This window comes from Nocardia sp. 852002-51101_SCH5132738 (assembly GCF_001665695.1).
Taxonomy (GTDB): domain Bacteria; phylum Actinomycetota; class Actinomycetes; order Mycobacteriales; family Mycobacteriaceae; genus Nocardia; species Nocardia nova.
The window spans coordinates 20,771-42,840 of sequence record NZ_LZML01000046.1 but is presented as its reverse complement, the minus strand read 5'-3'; the positions used below and the strand labels follow the sequence as shown (position 1 = coordinate 42,840).

Annotated in this window: 22 protein-coding genes; 11 read left to right on the top strand and 11 right to left on the bottom strand. The window is 67.6% G+C overall.

The annotated features are described in order from the left end of the window. The first annotated feature begins 24 nt into the window (after window positions 1–24). Window positions 25–510: an NUDIX domain-containing protein gene (locus A5789_RS07075; protein WP_063018940.1), complete on the top strand. Its 486-nt coding sequence runs from the start codon at window positions 25–27 to the stop codon at window positions 508–510. A gap of 3 nt (window positions 511–513) precedes the next feature. Here the strand turns inward: A5789_RS07075 and A5789_RS07070 are convergent, their stop codons facing one another. Continuing rightward, a complete protein-coding gene (locus A5789_RS07070) occupies window positions 514–1,104 on the bottom strand; it encodes a hypothetical protein (RefSeq protein ID WP_063018942.1) in 591 nt (196 codons plus the stop codon). 99 nt (window positions 1,105–1,203) lie between these two features. Continuing rightward, a complete protein-coding gene (locus A5789_RS07065; protein ID WP_369817453.1) occupies window positions 1,204–3,699 on the bottom strand; it encodes a phosphoketolase in 2,496 nt (831 codons plus the stop codon). Window positions 3,700–3,809: 110 nt separating this feature from the next. Here A5789_RS07065 and A5789_RS07060 point away from each other — a divergent pair, with 110 nt between their 5' ends. From A5789_RS07060 to clpX, 5 genes are all read left to right on the top strand, one after another. Beyond that, window positions 3,810–4,388, top strand: coding sequence for an FKBP-type peptidyl-prolyl cis-trans isomerase (locus tag A5789_RS07060; RefSeq protein ID WP_063018943.1), 579 nt, complete (start codon window positions 3,810–3,812; stop codon window positions 4,386–4,388). A 186-nt stretch (window positions 4,389–4,574) separates the two neighbouring features. Beyond that, window positions 4,575–5,942 (top strand): trigger factor, encoded by a 1,368-nt coding sequence (gene tig, locus A5789_RS07055; protein WP_063018961.1) that lies wholly within the window; start codon window positions 4,575–4,577, stop codon window positions 5,940–5,942. A gap of 264 nt (window positions 5,943–6,206) precedes the next feature. Continuing rightward, window positions 6,207–6,794: an ATP-dependent Clp protease proteolytic subunit gene (locus tag A5789_RS07050; RefSeq protein WP_062962776.1), complete on the top strand. Its 588-nt coding sequence runs from the start codon at window positions 6,207–6,209 to the stop codon at window positions 6,792–6,794. 40 nt (window positions 6,795–6,834) lie between these two features. Beyond that, on the top strand, window positions 6,835–7,503 hold the full coding sequence (locus A5789_RS07045) for an ATP-dependent Clp protease proteolytic subunit (protein WP_062962775.1): 669 nt from the start codon (window positions 6,835–6,837) through the stop codon (window positions 7,501–7,503). Between the two features lie 371 nt (window positions 7,504–7,874). Continuing rightward, window positions 7,875–9,155, top strand: coding sequence for an ATP-dependent Clp protease ATP-binding subunit ClpX (clpX, locus tag A5789_RS07040; protein ID WP_063001068.1), 1,281 nt, complete (start codon window positions 7,875–7,877; stop codon window positions 9,153–9,155). Between the two features lie 91 nt (window positions 9,156–9,246). On the opposite strand, the gene A5789_RS07035 is transcribed toward clpX, so the two are convergent. Continuing rightward, window positions 9,247–9,822: a carboxymuconolactone decarboxylase family protein gene (locus A5789_RS07035; RefSeq protein ID WP_063018945.1), complete on the bottom strand. Its 576-nt coding sequence runs from the start codon at window positions 9,820–9,822 to the stop codon at window positions 9,247–9,249. Window positions 9,823–9,984: 162 nt separating this feature from the next. Between A5789_RS07035 and A5789_RS07030 the strand changes: the two genes are divergently transcribed. Next, a complete protein-coding gene (locus A5789_RS07030) occupies window positions 9,985–10,584 on the top strand; it encodes a TIGR03086 family metal-binding protein (protein ID WP_063018947.1) in 600 nt (199 codons plus the stop codon). A gap of 109 nt (window positions 10,585–10,693) precedes the next feature. Next, window positions 10,694–11,152, top strand: coding sequence for a MarR family winged helix-turn-helix transcriptional regulator (locus A5789_RS07025; protein ID WP_063018949.1), 459 nt, complete (start codon window positions 10,694–10,696; stop codon window positions 11,150–11,152). 204 nt (window positions 11,153–11,356) lie between these two features. Here A5789_RS07025 and A5789_RS07020 read toward each other — a convergent pair whose 3' ends face one another. The 4 genes from A5789_RS07020 to A5789_RS07005 all read right to left on the bottom strand — a co-directional run bounded on the left by A5789_RS07020 (window position 11,357) and on the right by A5789_RS07005 (window position 15,618). Continuing rightward, entirely contained in the window at window positions 11,357–11,884 is a 528-nt protein-coding gene (locus A5789_RS07020) for a hypothetical protein (protein ID WP_064901625.1), read from the bottom strand. A gap of 102 nt (window positions 11,885–11,986) precedes the next feature. Continuing rightward, a complete protein-coding gene (locus tag A5789_RS07015; RefSeq protein WP_030512726.1) occupies window positions 11,987–12,361 on the bottom strand; it encodes a nuclear transport factor 2 family protein in 375 nt (124 codons plus the stop codon). A 79-nt stretch (window positions 12,362–12,440) separates the two neighbouring features. Continuing rightward, window positions 12,441–13,277 carry a formate dehydrogenase accessory sulfurtransferase FdhD gene (gene fdhD / locus A5789_RS07010; protein WP_063018955.1) on the bottom strand — a complete coding sequence of 279 codons (837 nt, stop codon included), beginning with the start codon at window positions 13,275–13,277 and terminating at the stop codon, window positions 12,441–12,443. A gap of 37 nt (window positions 13,278–13,314) precedes the next feature. Beyond that, on the bottom strand, window positions 13,315–15,618 hold the full coding sequence (locus A5789_RS07005) for an FdhF/YdeP family oxidoreductase (RefSeq protein ID WP_064901624.1): 2,304 nt from the start codon (window positions 15,616–15,618) through the stop codon (window positions 13,315–13,317). A 193-nt stretch (window positions 15,619–15,811) separates the two neighbouring features. Here A5789_RS07005 and A5789_RS07000 point away from each other — a divergent pair, with 193 nt between their 5' ends. Continuing rightward, entirely contained in the window at window positions 15,812–16,261 is a 450-nt protein-coding gene (locus tag A5789_RS07000) for a hypothetical protein (RefSeq protein WP_155525730.1), read from the top strand. Between the two features lie 3 nt (window positions 16,262–16,264). On the opposite strand, the gene A5789_RS06995 is transcribed toward A5789_RS07000, so the two are convergent. Further along, complete coding sequence (locus tag A5789_RS06995) at window positions 16,265–16,732, bottom strand: MarR family winged helix-turn-helix transcriptional regulator (RefSeq protein WP_064901631.1); 468 nt, start codon at window positions 16,730–16,732, stop codon at window positions 16,265–16,267. A gap of 62 nt (window positions 16,733–16,794) precedes the next feature. Between A5789_RS06995 and A5789_RS06990 the strand changes: the two genes are divergently transcribed. Then, window positions 16,795–17,151 (top strand): hypothetical protein, encoded by a 357-nt coding sequence (locus A5789_RS06990; RefSeq protein WP_063017677.1) that lies wholly within the window; start codon window positions 16,795–16,797, stop codon window positions 17,149–17,151. A gap of 34 nt (window positions 17,152–17,185) precedes the next feature. Here the strand turns inward: A5789_RS06990 and A5789_RS06985 are convergent, their stop codons facing one another. Next, window positions 17,186–18,664: an MFS transporter gene (locus A5789_RS06985; RefSeq protein WP_227462927.1), complete on the bottom strand. Its 1,479-nt coding sequence runs from the start codon at window positions 18,662–18,664 to the stop codon at window positions 17,186–17,188. A gap of 99 nt (window positions 18,665–18,763) precedes the next feature. Here A5789_RS06985 and A5789_RS06980 point away from each other — a divergent pair, with 99 nt between their 5' ends. Then, the gene (locus tag A5789_RS06980) at window positions 18,764–19,201 is read left to right on the top strand and encodes a MarR family winged helix-turn-helix transcriptional regulator (RefSeq protein WP_030512732.1); all 438 of its coding nucleotides are present in this window, start codon (window positions 18,764–18,766) and stop codon (window positions 19,199–19,201) included. 19 nt (window positions 19,202–19,220) lie between these two features. Here the strand turns inward: A5789_RS06980 and A5789_RS06975 are convergent, their stop codons facing one another. Both A5789_RS06975 and A5789_RS06970 read right to left on the bottom strand, forming a co-directional pair. Beyond that, window positions 19,221–19,718, bottom strand: coding sequence for a helix-turn-helix domain-containing protein (locus A5789_RS06975; RefSeq protein ID WP_064901622.1), 498 nt, complete (start codon window positions 19,716–19,718; stop codon window positions 19,221–19,223). Next, window positions 19,715–21,958: a molybdopterin-dependent oxidoreductase gene (locus tag A5789_RS06970; protein ID WP_064901621.1), complete on the bottom strand. Its 2,244-nt coding sequence runs from the start codon at window positions 21,956–21,958 to the stop codon at window positions 19,715–19,717. Before A5789_RS06970 ends, A5789_RS06975 begins: the two co-directional genes overlap by 4 nt. Between the last annotated feature and the right edge of the window lie 112 nt (window positions 21,959–22,070).

The following is a 22,070-nucleotide window of genomic DNA, read 5'->3' as shown; positions in this document are numbered from 1 at the left end:
CGTCCGGTACGGCAGACTGCGACCATGGCCACGGCGTCGAAATACAGTGCGGGCGTTCTGCTGTTCCGGCAGGCTCCGCGGCTGCAGGTCCTGCTCGGGCACATGGGTGGTCCGTACTGGGCACGCAAGGATGCCGGCGCCTGGTCGGTGCCGAAGGGGGAGTACGAGCCGGATTCCGAGGATGCCCGGACCGCCGCGGCGCGGGAGTTTACGGAGGAACTGGGCCTGCCCGTGCCCGAGGGCGAGTGGATCGCGCTGGGGGAGTCGCAGTACGGCAGCGGTCGTTCCCGCAAGCAGGTCACCGTGTGGGCCGTGGCCGGTGACCTGGATCCGGAGCAGGTGGTCCCCGGCACCTTCGAGATGCAGTGGCCGCCGAGATCCGGTCGGATGCAGAGGTTCCCGGAGATCGATCGGGTCGAGTGGCTCGAACCGGAACTCGCTCGCGAGAAGATCGTCGCCGGTCAGCGGCCGTTTCTGGACCGGCTCACCGAGGTACTCGCCGCCGGCTGAGGTTCAGCGGTAGGTGTCCGCGAAGCGCTCGCCGCCGGCTTCGATGAGCCGTACGCCCTGGAGTTCGTGGACGGTCAGCCGATGCGTGGGGCGCCCCGTGTCCCAGGCCGGGATGAGATTGCGGCGGCGGGCGGCGTAGGCGGTCATGAGATCGCGTGCTAGCCGGGCCGGCGATACGCGGTCGACCGCGGCCCGCCGCAGAATCACCACCAGCAGATGTTGCGGAATCTCCTCGGCGTCGCCGAGCGGCCGGAAAGTTCTCGCCCGCACCGGAACCGACAGTGGCGCCGCCGTTTCCGTCTCCACGAATTCGGTGATCGCCGCCGATAATTCGGCGGCGGGCACCGGCGTCGGCACCAGTCGCGGCAACACCGCGGTGGTCGCGGACAAAACCCGGGGCGCGGCACTCGAGCCGGGCATCGGATATACCGTTCGCAACTGTTCGTGGCGTGCGATCAGATCGGCGAAGGCGTCGCGCAATCCGACGGCATAGAGATAACCCGTGAAATGCAAGGTGAACGATGCCGTGCCCGCGGGCGTCGGATCGACAGGCGGCACGGCGGGGACCACCGCGGGGGTAGAGCGCAGTTCCATGCGGTATTTCCGTTCCTCGTTCGCACCCCCGTCCCGGCGGGCACATGCGGAGCCTAACTCCGAACGGCCGCCCGCGCTGTTCGACGGGTACGACGAGGGTTATCGGCCGTACGGCCAGCGCCAGTCGGCCACCTCCGGAATATCGGCGCCGTGCTCGCGCGTCCAGATGCGCGCGGCCAACCGGGCGTCGGCCATTTCCTGGCGCAGGCCGGCCGCCTGGGTGCCCAGCCCCGGAACCCGGTCGATCACGTCCATCACCAGGTGATAGCGGTCGAGGTCGTTGAGCATCACCATGTCGAACGGAGTCGTGGTGGTGCCCTTCTCCTTGTATCCGCGCACGTGCAACTCGGAGTGGTTGGTGCGCCGATAGGTGAGCCGGTGGATCAGCCAGGGATAGCCGTGGAAGGCGAAGATGATCGGCCGATCCCGGGTGAACAGGGTGTCGAATTCGCGATCGGGCAGGCCGTGCGGATGTTCGTCCGCCGGCAGCAGCCGCATCAGATCGATCACGTTCACCACGCGAATGCGCAACTGCGGCAGCCGTTCTCGCAGAATGGCGGCGGCCGCCAGCGTCTCCAGAGTAGGTATGTCACCGGCGCAGGCGAGCACCACATCGGGTGTCGTGCCCGACTCGTCGTTGTGGCCGGCCCATTCCCAGATTCCGGCGCCGCGGGCACAATGCAGCCTCGCCTCTTCGATCGACAGCCAATCCGCCTGCGGCTGTTTGCCGGCCACCACCACGTTCACGTAATGGCGGGAGCGCAGGCAATGGTCGTAGGTCGACAGCAGCGTATTGGCGTCCGGCGGCAGATAGACGCGCACGATCGACGGCTGCTTGTTCATCACCACATCGAGGAAACCGGGGTCCTGATGGGTGAATCCGTTGTGATCCTGCCGCCACACATGAGAGGTCAGCAGATAATTGAGGCTCGGAATGGGCCGGCGCCACGGCACCGCGCCACTGGCGTCCAGCCATTTCGCGTGCTGGTTGAACATCGCGTCGACGATGTGGATGAACGCCTCGTAACAGGTGAAGACGCCGTGCCGTCCGGTGAGCAGATATCCCTCCAGCAGGCCCTGGCACATATGTTCCGAGAGCACCTCGATCACGCGGCCGCGGCGGTCCAATTTCACATCGAATTCGCCGATTTCGGCCTGCCAATTGCGGCCCGTCACGGTGAGCACGTCCTGAAGCCGGTTACTGGCCAATTCGTCGGGTGCGAAGATCAGGAAATTGTCGCGATTGGCGTCGGTGATATCGCGCAGCCAGGTGCCCAGCACCTGGGTGGCCTCGTGCGAGGTGGCGCCCGGCGCGGGAACCTCGACGCCGTAGCGGCGCCAGTCGGGTAGTCGCAGATCCTGCATCGTGGCGCCGCCGTTGGCCACCGGATTGGCACTCATCCGCCGCGGCCCCGGGGGAACCTGGCGCAGCAACTGCGGATACGGCCGGCCGTCCTCGTCGAAGAGTTCCGCGGGGCGATACGACTGCAGCCACTGCCCGAGCACGCGGCGGTGATCGTCGTCGGTACGCGCGGCCGGGAGCGGGACCTGATGGGCGCGGAAGGTGCCCTCGACGCGGTCGCCGTCGACCACCGGCGGGCACGTCCAGCCCTTCGGCGTGCGCAGCACGATCATCGGCCAGCGGGGACGGGTGCCGTCGGCGCTCTCGCGCGCGGCGCGCTGGAATTCGGCGATGCGGTCCAGGCTGCGATCCAGCGCCGCGGCCATCGCCTGGTGAACGGTCGCCGGGTCGTGCCCGGCGACGATGATCGGGTCGTAGCCGTAACCGTGCAGCAGCGAGAGCAGTTCGGCTTCCGGAATGCGGGCCAGCAGGGTCGGATTCGCGATCTTGTATTCGTTGAGCGCCAGAATCGGCAGTACCGCGCCGTCGCGCGCCGGATTCAGGAATTTGTTCGCGTGCCAGCTGGTCGCCAGCGGCCCGGTTTCGGCCTCGCCGTCGCCGACCACGCAGAACACGGTCAGGTCGGGGTGATCGAGCGCGGCGCCGTAGGCGTGCAACAGGGAGTAGCCGAGTTCGCCGCCCTCGTGGAAGGAGCCCGGCGTCTCCGGCGCGCAGTGGCTGGGTACGCCGCCGGGATAGGAGAACTGCGCGAACAGCGCGCCCATTCCTGTCGCGTCGCGCGAAATATTGCTGTACAGCTCGGAATACGTGCCTTCCAGCCAGGCACACGCGTTGGGTCCGGGGCCGCCGTGGCCGGGTCCGGCGACGAAGACCGCGTCCAGATCGCGGGCCCGGATCGCCCGATTGGCATGTGCCCACACCAGATTCAGTCCCGGCACGGTTCCGAAGTGCCCCAGCAGCCGCGGTTTGATGTGCTCGGCCGTCAGCGGGGTGCGCAGCAGGGGATTGTCCGTCAGATAGATCTGGCCCACCGCGAGATAGTTCGCCGCGCGCCACCACGCGTCCAGATCGGCGAGTTCGTCCGGTGACAGCGGGCCGGGAACCTCGGCCAGCCGATACGGTTCGGGCGCGATCGTGGCGCCACCGCTGCCGCCGGTATTGTCGGCCGCCGTATCGGCTCCGGTCGGATCGGTGGCCGGGACCCGTCCTTCCGAACTCGCCAAGTCGGTCACGATCGTGCTCCTCACACTGGGGTGTTCGGTAACCGCATCGGATGGAGACTCGAGGCCAGGCTACCGGGCCCACCGCGAGAGCGCCGTGCGCACCGATTAGGGTGCCGCGCATGCAGACTTTGGCCAGGATCATCGGCTCGGCCGCCGTCGCGGTGGCCGCGGTCGCCCTCACCGCCTGCGGGGGCAACGACAACAACTCGGCGAGCCCGTCGACCACCGCGCCCGGCACCCACGCCCCGGCCGCGACCTCGGCCGCCGCGGCTCCGACGGCGAGCCACGGCCGCGAATGCACCGCCGACGACATCGGCGTCACCGGCGGCTTCGGCCAGGCGCCGACCATCACCATTCCCGACAACTGCGATCCGCCGAAGCAGCTGGTCACCAAGGATCTCGTCGAGGGCACCGGCCCGGCGGCGGCGAGCGGCCGGCCGGTGGAGATGAACTATTCGCTGGTCACCTGGTCGGACAAGAAGAAGCTGGACAGTTCCTTCGATCGCGGCCAGACCTTCCCGCTCACCCTCGGCACCGGTGAGGTCATCCCGGGCTGGGACCAGGGTCTGATCGGCATCAAACAGGGCGGCCGCCGCCTGCTGATCATCCCGCCGGACCTCGGCTACGGCCAGGGCGGGCAGGGCGTCAAGCCCAACGAGACCCTGGTGTTCGTCACCGATGCCGTGAAGGTCGGCTGAGTCCCGCCCGCCGGACGTGGGATAGCCGATTGTCGGGTGCAGGCCGGTGTCGACTACCCTGATCGGGATGCGATTTCGGGGGGAAACGACGCCGTCGTCACACGGCACCCGAACATCGTCGCCGGCGGATCACACCTCCGTCCGGCGGCCACACAGACCAGTGAACAACGAACAAGGAGCATGTCCGTGAAGAGCACCGTCGAGCAGCTGAGCCCGACCCGGGTCCGCATCAATGTCGAGGTGCCCTTCGAGGAGCTGAAGCCGGACTTCGACAAGGCGTACCGGGCGCTGGCGCAGCAGGTTCGCATTCCCGGCTTCCGCCCGGGCAAGGCCCCGGCCAAGCTGCTCGAGGCCCGCCTCGGTCGCGGCGCCATCCTGGAGCAGGTCGTCAACGACGCGCTGCCGGCGCGCTACAGCGAGGCCGTCACCGCCTCCGAGGTGAAGGTGCTCGGCCAGCCGGAAATCGAGATCACCAAGATCGAGGACGGCGACGAACTGGCCTTCACCGCCGAGGTCGACGTCCGTCCCGAGATCGCGCTGCCCGACTTCGAGAGCATCGAGGTCACCGTCGATCCGCTGAGCATCGGCGACGAGGACATCGAGCAGCAGCTGCTGTCGCTGCGCCAGCGCTTCGGCACCCTGAAGAGCGTCGAGCGCGCCGTGCAGGAGGGTGATTTCGTCTCCATCGACCTGTCGGCCACCGTGGACGGCGAAGAGGTCTCCGAGGCGACCACCTCCGGGCTGTCGCACGAGGTCGGCTCCGGCCAGCTGATCGAGGGCCTCGACGACACCCTCGTCGGCCTGAAGGCGGAGGAGTCCAAGGACTTCACCTCCACCCTGGTGGCCGGCGAGCACGCCGGTAAGGAAGCCGTCATCACCGTGAAGGTGAACTCGGTCAAGGAGCGCGAGCTGCCCGAGGCCGACGACGAATTCGCCCAGATGGCAAGCGAATTCGACACCATCGACGAGCTGAAGGAAGACCTGCGCAAGCGGGTCGAGCAGAGCAAGAAGGTGCAGCAGGCCGGCGAGATCCGGGACAAGGTGCTCGAGGCGCTGCTGGACAAGACCGAGGTGCCGCTGCCCGAGGCCGCGGTGCAGGCCGAGGTCGACGCCGTGCTGCACGACGCGGTGCACGGCTTCGACCACGACGAGGCGAAGTTCGCCGAGGCGCTCGAGGCCCAGGGCAGCACCCGCGAGGAGTTCGACAAGGACTCCAAGGAGGCCGCCGAGAAGTCGGTGAAGACCCAGCTGCTGCTGGACGCGGTCGCCGAAGCGGAGAACACCGAGGTCGGCCAGCAGGAGCTGACCGAGCGGATCCTGTTCCAGTCGCAGCGCTACGGCATGGCGCCGGAACAGTTCATCCAGCAGATCCAGCAGGCCGGGCAGCTCGGCGCGATCTTCGCCGACGTGCGCCGCGGTAAGGCGCTGGCCGGCGTGGTGATCAAGGCCAAGGTCACCGACACCGAGGGCAACGCGGTCGACACCGCCGAGATGTTCGGTGAGCCCGCCGAGGCGGTGTCCGATTCCGAGGGCGCCGAGAACGCCGCCGAGTAGCCATCGGCGACATATGAGTCAGCTGTAAGCGAAGCAAGGCGGTACCGGGAGTTCGGTGCCGCCTTGTTTCGTTAGGGTTTGTGTCAACCGAATCAGGCCGCGGTCGAGCGTCGGGGACGGAGGCGGTAGCTTGCGTAACCACGAAGGGCCCCGGAAGACCGCATATTGGACAGAGGCTGTGCCGGCAGGCATCGTGCCGGCGAGAGAGGGCAGGTATCCGTGACAATCAATCAGGCTGTGGCACCTTTGAAGTCGGGGCCGGTCATGACATCCGCGACTGCTGGGCTCAACCTCAGTGATTCGGTGTACGAGCGTTTGCTCCGCGACCGCATCATCTTCCTGGGCACCCAGGTCGACGACGACATCGCCAACAAGCTGTGCGCGCAGATCCTGCTGCTCACGGCCGAGGACCCGAACCGCGACATCTCGCTCTACATCAACTCGCCCGGTGGGTCGGTCACCGCGGGTATGGCCATCTACGACACCATGCAGTTCGCCGAGTGCGATATCGCGACCATCTCGTTCGGCCTGGCGGCCTCGATGGGCCAGTTCCTGCTCACCGCGGGCACCAAGGGCAAGCGTTACGCGCTGCCGCACACCCGGATCATGATGCACCAGCCCTCCGCCGGCATCGGCGGCAGCGCGGCCGACATCTCGATCTACGCCGAACAGCTCGCCCACACCAAGCGGGAACTGAACGAGCTGCAGGCGTTGCACACCGGCCAGTCCGTGGAGCAGGTCACCGCCGACGCCGACCGCGACCGCTGGTTCACCGCGGCCCAGGCCCTGGAGTACGGCTTCATCGACCACGTGATCACCAATGCACGGCAGGCGAACGGCGCCGGTAACTGAGCGCGAAACCGCTCATCCCCCATCGACTTTGGAGAAGAAGATGACCCTGATCGATCCGCGTGCCGGTCTGTCCGGTATCGCACCGGCGAGCCCGCAGGCCCGCTACATTCTGCCGTCGTTCATCGAGCACTCGAGCTTCGGCGTCAAGGAGTCCAACCCGTACAACAAGCTGTTCGAGGAGCGCATCATCTTCCTCGGCGTGCAGGTGGACGACGCCTCGGCCAACGACATCATGGCGCAGCTGCTGGTGCTGGAGTCGCTGGATCCCGACCGCGACATCACGATGTACATCAACTCGCCCGGTGGTTCCTTCACCTCGCTGATGGCCATCTACGACACCATGCAGTACGTGCGTGCCGATGTCGCGACGGTCTGCCTGGGCCAGGCGGCCTCGGCGGCGGCGGTGCTGCTGGCGGCCGGCACTCCGGGTAAGCGGGCTTGCCTGCCCAACGCCCGCGTGCTGATCCACCAGCCGTCGCTGGAGGGTGGCATCCAGGGCCAGGTCTCCGATCTGGAGATCCAGGCTGCCGAGATCGAGCGCATGCGCCGGTTGATGGAGACCACGCTGGCCCGCCACACCGGCAAGGACGCCGACACCATCCGCAAGGACACCGATCGCGACAAGATCCTGACCGCCGACGAGGCCAAGGACTACGGGATCATCGACACGGTGTTCGACTACCGCAAGCTGAGCGCCCAGAAGAAGTGACCCCGCCGCGGAGCTCGCGAGCGGGCTCCGCGGACGCTGGTCCGGGCGGCGGAGCGAGGTCGGCACCGCCCGGATCGGCAGCCGGGATGGGTCGTGGCGAGCGTGTTGGGTGAGCTTTCCGACACTCTCTCCGCGAGAAACATCCTCGAGTTGTCGACCTCCGTCGCGTCGACCGGGTACGGTCGGTCTAGGGACCTTGGCTCATGGGGTGTCGGCACAAACGACCGACCCGGACGACATACGCCGAAGTGCGAGAATCCGATCGACGCGCGACACTGATCGGATGCACGGCGGGTAGCGTTGTTCGAAGGCGGCTTGTCGGCATCCGGGACAGACGGTTGCACGCGGACAAGGAAGTAGGGACCCACGAGATGGCGCGCATCGGTGATGGCGGCGATCTGCTGAAATGCTCGTTCTGCGGAAAGAGTCAGAAGCAGGTCAAGAAGCTCATTGCGGGACCAGGGGTGTACATCTGCGACGAGTGCATCGACCTCTGCAACGAGATCATCGAAGAGGAGCTGGCGGAGTCGAGTGAGGTCAAACTCGACGAGCTGCCCAAGCCGGCCGAGATCCGGGAATTCCTCGAGCAGTACGTGATCGGCCAGGATTCGGCCAAGCGCACGCTGGCGGTGGCCGTCTACAACCACTACAAGCGCATCCAGGCCGGTGACAAGGGCCGCGACAGCCGCGGCGAGCCGGTCGAGCTGATGAAGTCGAACATTCTCATGCTCGGCCCCACCGGCTGCGGTAAGACCTACCTCGCGCAGACGCTGGCCAAGATGCTCAACGTCCCCTTCGCCATCGCGGACGCCACCGCGCTGACCGAGGCCGGCTATGTCGGCGAGGACGTCGAGAACATTCTGCTCAAGCTGATCCAGGCCGCCGATTACGACGTCAAGCGGGCCGAGACCGGAATCATCTACATCGACGAAGTCGACAAGATCGCCCGCAAGAGCGAGAACCCGTCGATCACCCGTGACGTCTCCGGTGAGGGCGTGCAGCAGGCGCTGCTGAAGATCCTGGAGGGCACCCAGGCGAGCGTGCCGCCGCAGGGCGGGCGCAAGCACCCGCATCAGGAGTTCATCCAGATCGACACGACGAACGTGTTGTTCATCGTGGCCGGCGCCTTCGCCGGACTGGAGAAGATCGTGCAGGACCGGGTCGGCAAGCGCGGCATCGGTTTCGGCGCCGAGGTCCGGTCCAAGGCCGAGATCGACACCGCGGACCACTTCGCCGAGGTCATGCCGGAGGATCTGATCAAGTTCGGTCTTATCCCCGAATTCATCGGCCGCCTGCCGATGGTCGCCTCGGTGACCAACCTGGACAAGGATTCGCTGGTCCGCATCCTGTCCGAGCCGAAGAACGCTCTGGTGAAGCAGTACGTCCGGCTGTTCGAGATGGACGGTGTGGACCTGGAGTTCACCAAGGACGCGCTGGAGGCCGTGGCCGATCAAGCCATCCTGCGCGGCACCGGCGCTCGCGGTCTGCGCGCCATCATGGAAGAAGTGCTGCTGCCGGTGATGTATGACATCCCCAGCCGCGACGATGTGGCCAAGGTGGTCATCAACGCCGAGACGGTCAACGACAACGTGCTGCCGACCATCGTGCCGCGCAAGCGCCAGGCGGCCGAGCGCCGCGAGAAGTCGGCCTGACCGCCGGAGCATTTCCGAAAGCTGCGAAAGGGGCGGGAGGTCTGAACCTCCCGCCCCTTTTTCGTGCCCGCGATCCGGAATCGCTTCTCGCTCAGTCCTGCGCCCAGGGCACTCGACAGGAATCGGTGCTGAAGCCCTGCGCGGTGATGCCGAGCGCGGAATATGTTCGGGCGCGGGAATTCTCCAGCGCGATCTGGTAACTCAACTCCACCACGCCCGCGTCGCCGAAGCGGGCCCGCAGGTCCTCGATCTGCTCATCGGTGACCGTGGTGGGAGTGGCGGTCATGGCGTCGGCGTAGGCGATCGCGGCGCGCTCGTCCGCGCTGTAGGCCGCCGAGGTCTGGTAGTCCGCGATCTGCTTCAGTTTGTCGATATCGAGGTGGCTCAGCCGCATGAGCATCGTGCCGAAATCGACGCACCAGGAACAGCCGATCGTCCAGGCCACCCGGTAGACCGCGATCTCGAGAACATCGTCGGGGACGACGGAGGTGGCGCGGCCGACCAAAGACTCGTGGGCCGCGTACGCCGTGAGCATTTTCGGATGATTGGCGAGCACGGCCATCGGCTCGGGCACCTCGCCGAACCTGCGCTTGCCGACGCGGTACATGAACCGGGTCAGTGGGCCCGCCTGCTGCGGCGGCACCGGGGGGATGCGGGTGGCACTCATGATTCTCCCTTCGGAAGACGGTTCACCCCTTGGACGAGACGCCGTCCGTCGATGTGACGGGGCAGAAATGTGATGCCGGTCTCATCAATCCCGAGCGTAGTCGCGGTGAGCCAGGAAGTCATAAGCGTAGACATATGATCAGCGCCAGCATACGATAAGTTCATGACTAGTATTTCCGAACTCGATCGCAAGGCGGTCGACTACAGCGTGACGATCGTGTCGAAGGTGGCCCGTGGCGATCTGCACCGGCCCACACCCTGTGGCGAATGGGATCTGACCCAACTGCTCACCCATATGGCCGCGCAGCACCGCGGCTTCGCGGCCGCCGCGCGTGGCCACGGTGGCGATCCGGCCGTCTGGCAGCTGGATCCGCCGGCGGATCCGGTGGCGGTGTATCGCGAGGCGGCGGCCGATGTGACGGCGGCCTTCTCCGAAACCGGTGTGCTGGAAAGGGATTTCGCACTTCCGGAATTCGGGCCCGGGTTCACCGCTGCGGGCGATCAGGCCATCGGCTTCCATCTCATCGACTACGTCGTGCACGGGTGGGATGTGGCCCGGGCGATCGGTCTGCCCTACGAGCTGGATCCGGAGCTGGCGGAGCCCGCGCTGCGGATCGCCGAGGCGGTGCCCGACGGAGACTTTCGCTTGCAGCCGGGTTCGGCGTTCGCGCCCGCGGTGCCGAATACCGACCCCTCCGATCCGCTCGCTCGGATCCTCGGCCTGCTGGGCCGATCGCCGTCGTGGCCGGTAGGCGCGAAATAGGCGTTCGCCCAATGGAATTGCGTATCCCGGCGCCCGAGCTCCCGGCGGCGCCGGCGAAGTCGGCCGGACCGCGGCGGAAGCGGACCGGCGAGCACGTATCTTGTTCGGCATGGCGGATGCGCAGCGACCCGATCTGGCGGCGATGATCGTGCCGCTCGGACGTGCCCTGATGGCGGCCGAGCGGCCGGTACTCGAATCGCACGGGCTGACGATGTGGGCGTATTCGGTGCTGCTGGCGCTGGGCCGGGGGCCGGCGCGAGGGCAGGGCGTGCTCGCGGAGGAGATCGGCGCCGACAAGACCCGCATCATCGCCGTCCTCGACGATCTGCAGGAACGCGGGCTGATCGAGCGCTATCCCGATCCGGCCGACCGGCGGGCCCGCCTGCTGGCCGTGACCGAGGCGGGGCAGGCCCTGGTGCAGGCGGCACAGGCAGATATCCAGGCCAAGGAAGAAGCGCTGCTCGACCGCCTGGATGCGGCGGACCGGGCTGGATTCCTCAACGCCCTGATGGTGCTTGCGGTGGTTCCCCGCGCCGACATCGTCGATGCCGGCGCGGATTCGCAGTAGAAGTATCGAGTTGTGGCGGTAGCGCGTGGAGCTGGTCGGAGGCGGTGACGACCGGTTGCCCCGTCGCGCCCGTTGCCGAAGATCGCCGTTGACCTTCCGTGGTTCGCCGTTGAACCTTTTCTCCGATGCTTGCTCATCGCCGACGGGAGCGAGCCCGTTACTGCTGTTCGGCGGGCCTTTCCCGGCGGCGGCTGGGCGGTAGCTTCACCTACTACGACGGCGCGGGAACCGGATATTCATCGGCGCCGGATCGCGCAGTTGCGCGCGCTCCCGGGGTGCCGCCACGACGACGGCGGCGGCCAGTGCCGGCAGCAGCACGGCGGCGATCAGGCTGAGGGCGAAATTGCCGCCGCTCATCTGTTCCGGCTTGTGCGCAGCGTGGTAGATGAGTTGGGGAATTCCGAAGACCAGCCAGCCGATCCCGGCGACCCGGGCCACCACACTGTCGCGGTAGTACAGCGCCGCCAGGCTGACCGCGCCGAAGCCGAGGAAGAATGCCCCGACGTCGGTGGCCAGATGGTGGTTGTAGGGGCCGTCCATGCCCACCCAGTTCAGCCCGAAGCCGGGGAGAAACCACGGTTCCGGCAGCAGTAGCGCCCAGAGTCCGACCACGACGCCGTTGATCGCCAACAGCCACAACGAGATTCTGGTGATCAACCAGCGGCGGCGATCGACGTCCAGGCGCATGCGCACCCGGACCCCCTCACCCGTGCCGTGTACCGAAATCCGCATCGCGCGCCCTCCCGTCCGCCGGTTGTCGCCTTACGGTAAGCCGGGCAAAACGGATGAACAAGAGGTGGAACGCCTACCGTGACAGCGATGCGGTCGCGGGACTCAGATCTGTTCGCTGATCAGGTCGTCGGGGCCCCAGTAGGCCCGCATGCTCGTGATCCGGCCCTGCTCGTCGAATTCCATGGCGTCGATCGCCGAGAGCGTCATCCGGTGGCCGCCGGCCTCGCCGACGAGGGTGAACGAGACGGCGGCGTGATTGCCCACGATCCGGGCGGCGTGCAGCTCGGTCTTGCGCTCCATCGACTCCAGCGCCTGATAGAGCTGGCCGATGGCCTCGTGACCGTGGCGCGGGTCGCTGCCGATCGGATCCTCGACGACGGCGTCGGGCGCGTAGAGCGACAGGATCTCCGAGGTCGGACCGGTGGCCACCAACTGCACGTAGCGTTCGGCCGTTTCGCGGATCTGCTGCGCTGCCATGTGAACTCCCAAGGAAATTGAAACGTGTTCTAGTTGGCAGGGTAGCAGGGTTGCGTCGATCCGGTCGCCGGTTCGCGGCTCAGGTGCCGGTGGCCGCCGCGGGCGCGGTCTCGAGCCGGTCGACCCCGCTGTAGATGTTCATCGTGTCGCCGCGCAGGAAGCCGGCCAGCGTGAGCCCGTTGTCGGCGGCCAGGTCGACGGCCAGCGAACTGGGCGCCGAGACCGCGCCGAGGACCGGAATGCCCGCCATGACGGCCTTCTGGACGAGCTCGAACGAGGCCCGGCCGCTGACGATCAGCAGTGTGTCGTGAGCCGGTACGCGCCCTTCGCGCAGCGCCCAGCCGACCACCTTGTCCACCGCGTTGTGCCGGCCGATGTCCTCGCGTACGACCAGTGCGGTGCCGTCGGGGGTGAACAGCCCGGCCGCGTGCAGTCCGCCGGTGGCATCGAAAACCGCCTGACGCGAACGTAACTCACCGGGAAGGGTGGCCAGCAGCGTCGGATCGACGCGCGGCGCGTCGGCCGGCGGCCGGAAGCGGCTGCGCGTGCGCACCTGATCGAGCGCGGTGGTGCCGCACAACCCGCACGAACTGTTGGTCACGAATCCGCGGGGCCGGACGGTGACCGCGCGGCGCAATTGGATATCGAGCACGTTGTAGGTGTTGCGGCCGTCGTCGTCGGTGCCCGCGCAGTACCTCGCCGATACGATGTCGTCGGCCGACTCGATGATGTTCTCGCTGAACAGGAATCCGTGCAGCAGGTCGATGTCGTGGCCGGGGGTGCGCATGGTGACGGTCAGCGCCGTCCCGTCGACGCGCAGTTCCAGCGGCTCCTCCACGGCCAGCGTATCGGGCCGGGAGACGATGCCGGCGGGTGTGATGCGCCGGGTGGGTCTGCGCGCGGTTACTCTGCTCACAAGCTGCCTCGCAGTTCTGGTCGGTGCCGCCGTGCGGTCACGCGGTGATGTGGCGGTGCGGCTCCAGCCGGATCACGACCGCCTTGGACACCGGGGTGTTGGAGCGCTCGGCGACGTGGTCGAGCGGGACCAGCGGGTTGGTTTCGGGGTAATAGGCCGCGGCGTTGCCGCGCGGCGTGGCGTAGCCGACGATCCGGAAACCGGTGACCCGGCGCTCGACGCCGTCGCTGAATTCGGAGATCAGATCCACGAGATCGCCGTCGGCGAAACCGAATTCGGCGATATCGTCCGGATGCACCAGCACGACGCGGCGGGCGTTGTGAATGCCCCGATAGCGGTCGTCGAGGCCGTAGATCGTGGTGTTGTACTGGTCGTGGCTGCGCAGCGTCTGCAACAACAGCCGCCCCTGCGGGATCCGCGGCCAGTGCAGGTCGTTGACCGCGAAGTTGGCCTTGCCGGAGGCGGTGCGGAACTCGCGGTTGTCGCGGGGCGGATGTGGCAGCTGGAAACCGTTGCGGCCGCGCACCTTCCGGTTGTAGTCGGCACAGCCGGGCACCACCCGGGCGATGGCGTCGCGAATGTGGTCGTAGTCGCGCCGGAACCGCTCCCACGGCACGGGGTGATCGGGGCCGAACAACTCGGCGGCCAGCTCGCAGACGATCGCGACCTCGCTGCGCAGATCGTCGCTCACCGGCTGCAGCCGGCCCGTGGACAGATGCACCATCGACATCGAATCCTCCACCGACACCTGCTGTCTGGTCCCGTCCTGCAGATCGAGATCGGTGCGGCCGAGGGTCGGCAGAATCAGGGCGGTACGGCCGTGCACGACGTGGCTGCGGTTGAGTTTGGTCGAAATCTGCACGGTCAGCTCGCACGCGCGCAGAGCCGCCTCGGTGACCTCGGTATCCGGCGTCGCCGAGACGAAGTTGCCGCCCATGCCGATGAACACCCGGGCGCGCCCGTCGCGCATGGCGCGGATGGAATCGACCGTGTCCCAGCCGTGTTCGCGCGGGGCGGTGATACCGAATTCGGAATCCAACGCGTCGAGGAAGCTCTCGGGCATCTTCTCCCAGATGCCCATGGTCCGGTCGCCCTGCACGTTGGAATGCCCGCGTACCGGGCAGACGCCCGCGCCCGGTTTGCCGATCATGCCGCGCAGCAACAGCAGATTCGTCGCCTCCTCGATGGTGGCGACACCGTGGCGCTGCTGTGTCAGACCCATCGCCCAGCAGATGATGGTGGACTTCGAGCGGGCCAGCAGCCCGGCCGTGCGGTCGAGCTGTTCGCGGGTCAGACCCGTCGCCTCGACGACCTCGTCGAGATCGACTGCGCGCATATGCTTTTCGTATTCGGCGAATCCGGCGGTGTGCGCGTCGACGAAGACCCGGTCCACCACCGTGCCGGGTGCGCGATCCTCCGCGTCGAACAGCAGTTTCGCCAGGCCCTGGAACAGGGCCATATCGCCGCCGAGGCGGATCTGCAGGAAATCGTCGGCGATGGTGACGCCGGAGGTGAAACCCTTCACCGTCTGCGGATCCCGGAAGCCGATCAGTCCGGTCTCCGGCAGCGGATTCACCGCGATCACCGTGGCGCCGTGCGCTTTCGCGGTGCTCAGCGCCGACAGCATGCGCGGATGGTTGGTGCCGGGATTCTGTCCTGCCACGATGATCAGATCCGCGGCGGCGAAATCGTCGATCGACACCGACCCCTTGCCGATGCCGATCGACCGGGTGAGCGCCGCGCCGGAGGATTCGTGACACATGTTCGAACAGTCGGGCAGATTGTTCGTGCCGAAGCTGCGCACCAGCAGCTGATAGAGAAAGGCCGTCTCGTTGGCGGTGCGCCCGGAGGTGTAGAACACGGCCTCGTCCGGGGAGGCCAGGCCGCGCAGGGTGTCCGCGATCAGCCGATAGGCCTGCTCCCACGCGATGGGGGAGTAGTGGGTGTCGCCGGGCCGCAACACCATCGGATGGGTCAGGCGTCCCTGCTGCCCCAGCCAGTACCCGGTCTTGCCCGCGAGATCGTCCAGCGAGTGAGTGGCGAAGAACTCCGGCGTGACCGTGCGCAGGGTCGCCTCCTCGGCGACGGCCTTGGCCCCGTTCTCGCAGAATTCGGCCGGGCGGCGGTGGCCGGTGGGTTCGGGCCATGCGCAGCCGGGGCAGTCGAAGCCGTGGCGCTGATTGACCCGGATGAGGGTGCGGGCCGTGCGAACGATGCCCATCTCCTCGACGGCCCGGTCGAGGGCGACCGCGACGGCCGTGACGCCGGCGGCCTGCTCTTTCGGCGGGGTCACCGCCAGCTTGGCTTCATCGATATCGCGAGTCGGCGGTGTGCGGTGCATAGCCCCATCGTCCTCCTGCGCGTGCGGGCGCCGTCTGCGGCCCGCCGATCGCTCGACATCGACACCGCGAACCGGGCCGCGCGGCCGAGCCTACGGGGTATCGTGCCGACAGACCGTGCGGCGCCGTCGGGGATGTTCGCGCACGACAGACGGTCTCGGTTCGCGCTGCGGCGCCTACGACGAGGACGGCATCATGCACGAGACGACGATCAGCGGGCCGCCGCGGCAGCGGGTGCGCCGTCGGGCCGCCACCGTAGCGGCCGGCGGCATCCTCGGCGCCGCGGCGGTGTTCGCAGTGGCGATCCCGCAGACGGCGAGCGCCGCGGTGACCAGACTCGGCGCCACCCCCGACATGAACTTCGGCATCGCCACCAATTACGGCAGCGGATGCAGTTACACGCTGCAGGCGAATGTCACCGATCCGGTCGCGCCGGTCACCTTCTACGACAACGGAGCTCCCATCGGCGTGGCGCCGCCCGGCGGCGCGTATGCGCTCATCACGTGGGTTCCGGCGGTTCCGGGGCAGCACACGCTCAGTGCGGTGCAGGCCGGCCAGCCGGCGCAGATGCCGGCGGCGACGCTCGTTCTTCCGGTCGGCACCGGCATCCACCTCGGGTATGCCTGCCTGGTCGCCGGCGGTTAGGGCTCACCCCGGCGAATGAACTCCGCCCGCGCCCGGTAGCCCCGCGTCGGCGGCGAGGACGGCCAGGGCCGACTGCAGTGCGGTGCGCTGTGCGGCCGTCAAGGACCCGGTGAATTCGCGGTCGAGCCGCCGCGCCCGCTCCTCGGTCGCGGCGAGCAATGCGCGCCCGTGGTCGGTGAGGGTGAGGATCTGGCGCCGGCGATCGTCCGGATCGCGATCGCGACGGACCGCACCGAGTCGTTCGAGATGGTCGGCCAGGGCGACGACCAGGCTGGGAGCGACGCCCAGCCGGGTCGCCAGATCCTGTTGTGAGGCGGCGACGCTGTGATCGAGAGCGACCAGCACGCCGACGTGTTTCGGCTTGAGATCCAATTCCTCGATCGCCACGGCGAACCGATCGGTCACGATCGCGCCCAGCGTGCCGAGGCGGAAGGCGATCGTCGCGGGAACCGCGGTCTTGACGTGCGTCACGCCCACGAGTATATCTTTGCCTGAACGATTCAGACTGTGAATGATTTGTGGAGAGAATGATTATGGTGGTGTTGGCTGTGGTCGCCAATTCGCTGGTGGCCGTGATTTCCGGTGTGTCGTGCCTGATCGGCCTGGCGCGACCGCGTCTGGCCCTGGCGGAGGGGGAGGAGCTGACCTCGGCGGCGACGTTCTTTCTCGGCGCCTATGCCGCGCGGGCCCTGCCGCTGAGTGTGGTGACCGTGGCCGTGCTGGTCGCGGGAGGCGAGGCGGCCACGCTGCCCGTGCTGGTGATCGCGGGTCTGGCCCAGGTGGGCGACGCGATCATCGGTGTGCGCCAACGGAATACGCCGATGGCGATCACCTGCGTCGGATTGGCGGCGGTACACCTGGCCACGGCGGTATGGCTGTTCGCGCGGTGAACGGCCATACCGCCGGGGGATGCGCTCGGTGATCTCAACCGACCCTGCTGGGAAGCTCGTGCCGCTCGAACGATGCTGTGCCACCGGCGGTTTCGTTCGCGCCGAGTTCGACCTCGTCGGCCCCGGCCTCGGGGCCTTCCGGTCGCAAGCCGAACAGGGCGGCCAGCACGGTCGCCGCACACGCGGCGGCGCCGACCCAGAACGCGACGGTGAACTGACTCTCTTGCGGCAGCGGCAGATGCGGCAGCAGTTTCGCCGTCAGCAGGGTGGTGATGATGGCGCTGGCCAGTGAACTGCCGACAGTGCGGGAGATCGAATTGATGCCGTTGGCGATTCCGCTCTGGTGGTGCGGGACGCTCGCCGCGATCAGTGCGGGCATCGCCGCGTAGGCGAAGCTGATCGCGACGCCGATCACCACGCTCGCGGCGATCACCGAACCGGTCGCGTCGTGTGCCAGTGCCAGCCCGCCGAATCCGGCCGCACCGATCACGCCCGACAGGGCCAGCACGCGACGGCCGCCCAGCCGGCCGACCAGGATTCCGCCGGCCGGTGCGGCCAGCATCGACGAGAGTGTCGCGGGCAGCAGATATTCGACCGAGGCGCGCAGGATCGAGGCGCCGAATCCGTAGCCGGCCACCCGTGACGGCATCTGGGCCAGATATGACACGCCCATGAACTGCATGAACATCGCGAATCCGATGAACATGCCGGACAGATTGGTGAACAGCACCGGCCGGTGGGTGAACATCCGCAGATCGACCAGCGGGGTACGCACACGACGCTCGGTTACCACCCAGGCCACCGCCGTCGCGACCGCGCCGGCGAAGCAGGCGATCGTGCTCGCGGAGGTCCAACCCCATTCGTGCCCTTGAGAAATGGGCAGCAGCAGCAGGACCAGGAAGCCGCCGAGCGTGACCGCGCCGGGCAGGTCGACGCTGCCCGGATGCCGCTTACCCGTGGCCGGCACCGCCACCGCGGCCGCGGCCAGTGCCACCACCGACAGCACCGCGGTGAACCAGAACACGATGTGGTAGTCCGGGTCGGCCCCCTTGGTCAGCAGACCGGTCGACACCAGGCCGAGGCCGCCGCCGAAACCGAGTGTGCCGCTGACGATCGCCATCGCGTGATGCAGGCGCCGAGCCGGAATCTCCTCCCGGAGGACGGCCAGGGCCAGCGGAAAGATCGCCGTCGCGACGCCCTGCAGCACCCGGCCGACCAGCAGCACGCTCAGAGAATTCGCCAGTGCCGAGACCGCGGAACCGGCCGTGGCCACCGCGAGCACGCCCAGCAGGGTGGGCTTCTTGCCGTAGAGGTCGCCGATGCGGCCCAGCAGCGGCGTGAAGACCGCGGCCGACAGCAGGGTCGCGGTGGTCACCCAGCTCACCGATGTGGTCGAGACCTGCAACTTCGTCGCGATCAGGCCCAGAATCGGCACGGCCTGAGTCTGCATGACCGTGACGATCATCGCCGCGAAGGCCAATACGCCGGTCAGCAGCGAACCTCTGCGCTCCACAGCCACCTCCAGAAAATTGAAGACCTATATGTTTGAAGACCTCAAGTATTTAAGGAGTCGACGATAGCCGTTGTCAATCGTTTGGGTAGCATCGGAGCTATGTCACCGGACACAGCGCAGAGCCCGCTGGCATTGCTGATCGCGCGCTTCGTCTCGGCCTACCTGCAGGATTTCCTGACGGCGGCCGAGGGGCACGGGCTCACGCTGACGCAGGCCAAACTGCTGCTGGCGCTCAACGAACCGCCCGCCGAGCTACCCATGCGGGTACTGGCCGACCGGATGGCGTGCGACCCGTCGAATCTGACCGGTGTCGCCGATCGCATGGAATCGCGCGGTCTGGTCCAGCGCACGGTGAATCCCGCCGATCGGCGCGTCAAATACCTGGTGTCCACCGATGCCGGCCGTGAGCTGGCCGCGCAGATCCGCGGCTCACAGGTGCGCGCGTACAAGGCGCTGGCCGAATTGGCGCCGGAGGACGAAGAGGTGCTGCGGGAGTTGCTGGAACGTCTGGTTCCGAAACTCGAGAACGCGGATTAGCGCCGCGGCGGCACTGCTCTCAGGAGGCGAATCGTCCGCTGCGCAGCGCGCTTTCGCGGTGCTGCGGCGGAAAGCCCGGACCCAGCCGAGCCGATACTTCGGCGTGCCGCAGCGGTTCTCCGCACTGTGCGCACACCACTTCGGCGTGGGTGTCGTGCCCGCAGGTGTCGTGGTGGACGACCACCGGCGGTCCGGCTTCCGAGGCGAGCCAGCGGTCACCCCAGCGCATCATGGCCGTGAGCACCGGGAAGAAATCGCGTCCCTTGTCGGTGAGGCGGTATTCGTAGCGGACCGGACGATCCTGATAGGGGACCTTCTCCAGCATCCCCTCCTCGACCAGCCGCGTCAGGCGCTGGGTGAGGACATTGCGGCTCAGGCCCAGCGTGCGTTCGAAATCGTCGAAACGCGTTGTGCCGTAGAACGCTTCGCGCAACACCAGCGGCGTCCACCAGTCACCGATCAGATCGACCGTGCGGGCGACCGAACAGGGCCAGGTGGCGAAGGTGGTGCGCTTCATGTACCCACCGTATCGATCCGGGCGGGCACGTACTTGTGCCACGGGGTGCCGACCCATTCGTCGCGATCGTCGAAAGCTGTCAACTCGTTGGGGGCGGCCCCGCTGGTGAGGACCTCGTCCGCCTCGACGACGGACAGGCCCAGGCCGTTGGGCAGCGCCAGATGTCCGCTGCGCATGCGGTCGGTCGGCTCGACGGTCACCTGCGCACTGCCGTTGCGGGTGGTGAGCCGCACCTCGTCGCCGGAGGTCAGGCCCAGCCGGAGGGCATCGGCGGTGCTGATGCGCAGCGCGCCTGCGGGATCGCGTTTGCGCCAGGCCGGATCGCGCATGATGGTGTTGGCGGTGAAGGCGCGCCGCTCCCCGGCGGCCAGGACGAACGGCCAATCGTGGTCCTCGTCCGGTGCGGGGAGTGCGGCCAATGCCGACAGCAGTTCCGGAACGGCGAGCCGGACTTTGCCGCCGCGTACCCGGTTCCAGGTCTCGTCGACCTCGTCGTCGGTGATGACGACGCCGTGTTCGCCGGTGAGGATCGCCTCGAACAGCCGCTCCCCGGCAGCGAGGCCGGTGCCGTAGCCGGCTCGCTCCACGCCGGCCGGGTTCTTCCGGGCGCAGGTGTAGGCGGCGCCCCACAACACCGCGGCGGCAGCGGCGCCGTCGGGCAGTGTCGGGCCGAGGGTGCGGTAGAGCAGGATCGGAGCCAGCTTCGCCTTCGCCGGATCGGCGAGGACGGCGAGAAATGCCATGGCGAAGGCCTCGCGGCCCTGGTCGAGCGCCGCGCGCAGCGGCCGGTAATCGTCCTCGGTCAGCGCCCCGGCGGCCTCGACGAGCCGGGCGTGAATCTCGGGTTCGGCGAGTACGCCGGGCGGAGCCGCAAGCACCGGATGCCGGAGGTGGAAGATGTTGCGAGGGAATTCGAAGTTGAAGAAGGTCGCCTCATACTTCTCGAACTGGGTCGGCGCGGGCAGGACGTAGTCGGCGGCGCGAGCGGTTTCGGTCATCGCCACGTCGATGACGACCACCAGTTCCAGCGCCGCGAGTGCGTCGCGCATCCGGGCCGAATCCGCCAGTGAGTGAACGGGATTGGCGCTCTCGACGATCATCGCCCGATAGCGGGCGGGATGGTCGGTCAGAATCTCCTCGGTGATCACGTTGCACGGCACCAGTCCGCTGATGATGCGCGCGCCCACGACCGGGCTGCGCGGCCCGGCGTCGGCGGGATGGCCGCGATCGTGCCCGATCGCCGCCATTCCGGAGAAGGCATACTGCGTCCCGGGCTTGCCGAGGTTTCCGGTGAGCAGCCAGAGCAGTTTCTCGACGTAGCTGACCAGTGTCGAGTGGCGGTTCATCTGGACGCCGAGGTCCTCGAGCGCGGCGACCGAGTCCGCCGCTGCCAGGCGGTGAGTCGCCGCGGTGACCAGGCCGATCTCGACATCGGCCAGGGCGCAGTACTCCTCGATCGGCACCGTGCGCAGCACCGCCGCCACCTCGTCGAAACCTTCGGTGCGCGCGGCCAGCCAGTCATGGTCGACCAGGTCGTCGCGGATCAGGATCGCCGCCATCGCCGCCAGCAGATAGATATCGGTGCCGGGGCGCAGTTGCAGATGGAAATCGGCCAGTTCGGCGGTCTCGGTGCGGACCGGGTCGAGCACGATGATCGAGCGCTGCGGATCGCGCGCGATCTCCTTCAGTACCGAGCGGGCGCGCGGGAAACCGTGGGACTGATAGGGATTCTTACCGATGAACAGCGCCACCTCGGCATGTTCGACGTCCGAGCGGACCGGATGGCCGGTCATCCGAGCGCCGACCCAGAAGTCGCCGGTCTTCTCCTGGGCCAGCGCGCTGGATCGATAACGCATGCCGTAGGCGGCCATGGTGGCCGGAGCGTAGGCGCCGCCGAGATGATTGCCCTGGCCGCCGCCACCGTAGTAGAAGATCGATTCGCCGCCGTATTCGGCGCCGATCTCGCGCAGACGCGCGGAGATCTCCGAAATAGCGGTGTCCCAATCGATTTCGGTGAACGATCCGTCGGCGTTGCGGCGCAGCGGCGCGGTGAGGCGGCCGGTGCGCCCGTTCTGGTACCGATCCAGTTGCAGAGCCTTGTTGCAGGTGTAGCCAGCCGAGGAAGGATGCAGCTTGTCGCCGCGAATCTTGTCGAAGCTGCGGCCGTCGGCGCCCAGCAGCACCTGGATGCCGCAATTGCACTCGCACAGGATGCATGCCGTCGGATGCCAGTCGGTCATGAGAGCAGCGTAGAAGAGTTAGTTCACAAACGCTACCCACAAATCGGGCCGACTGCCGCTGGATCGTGCCAGGCTTGGACCGGGGCCGATGAGTTTGTCCGTCCGGCGCCGT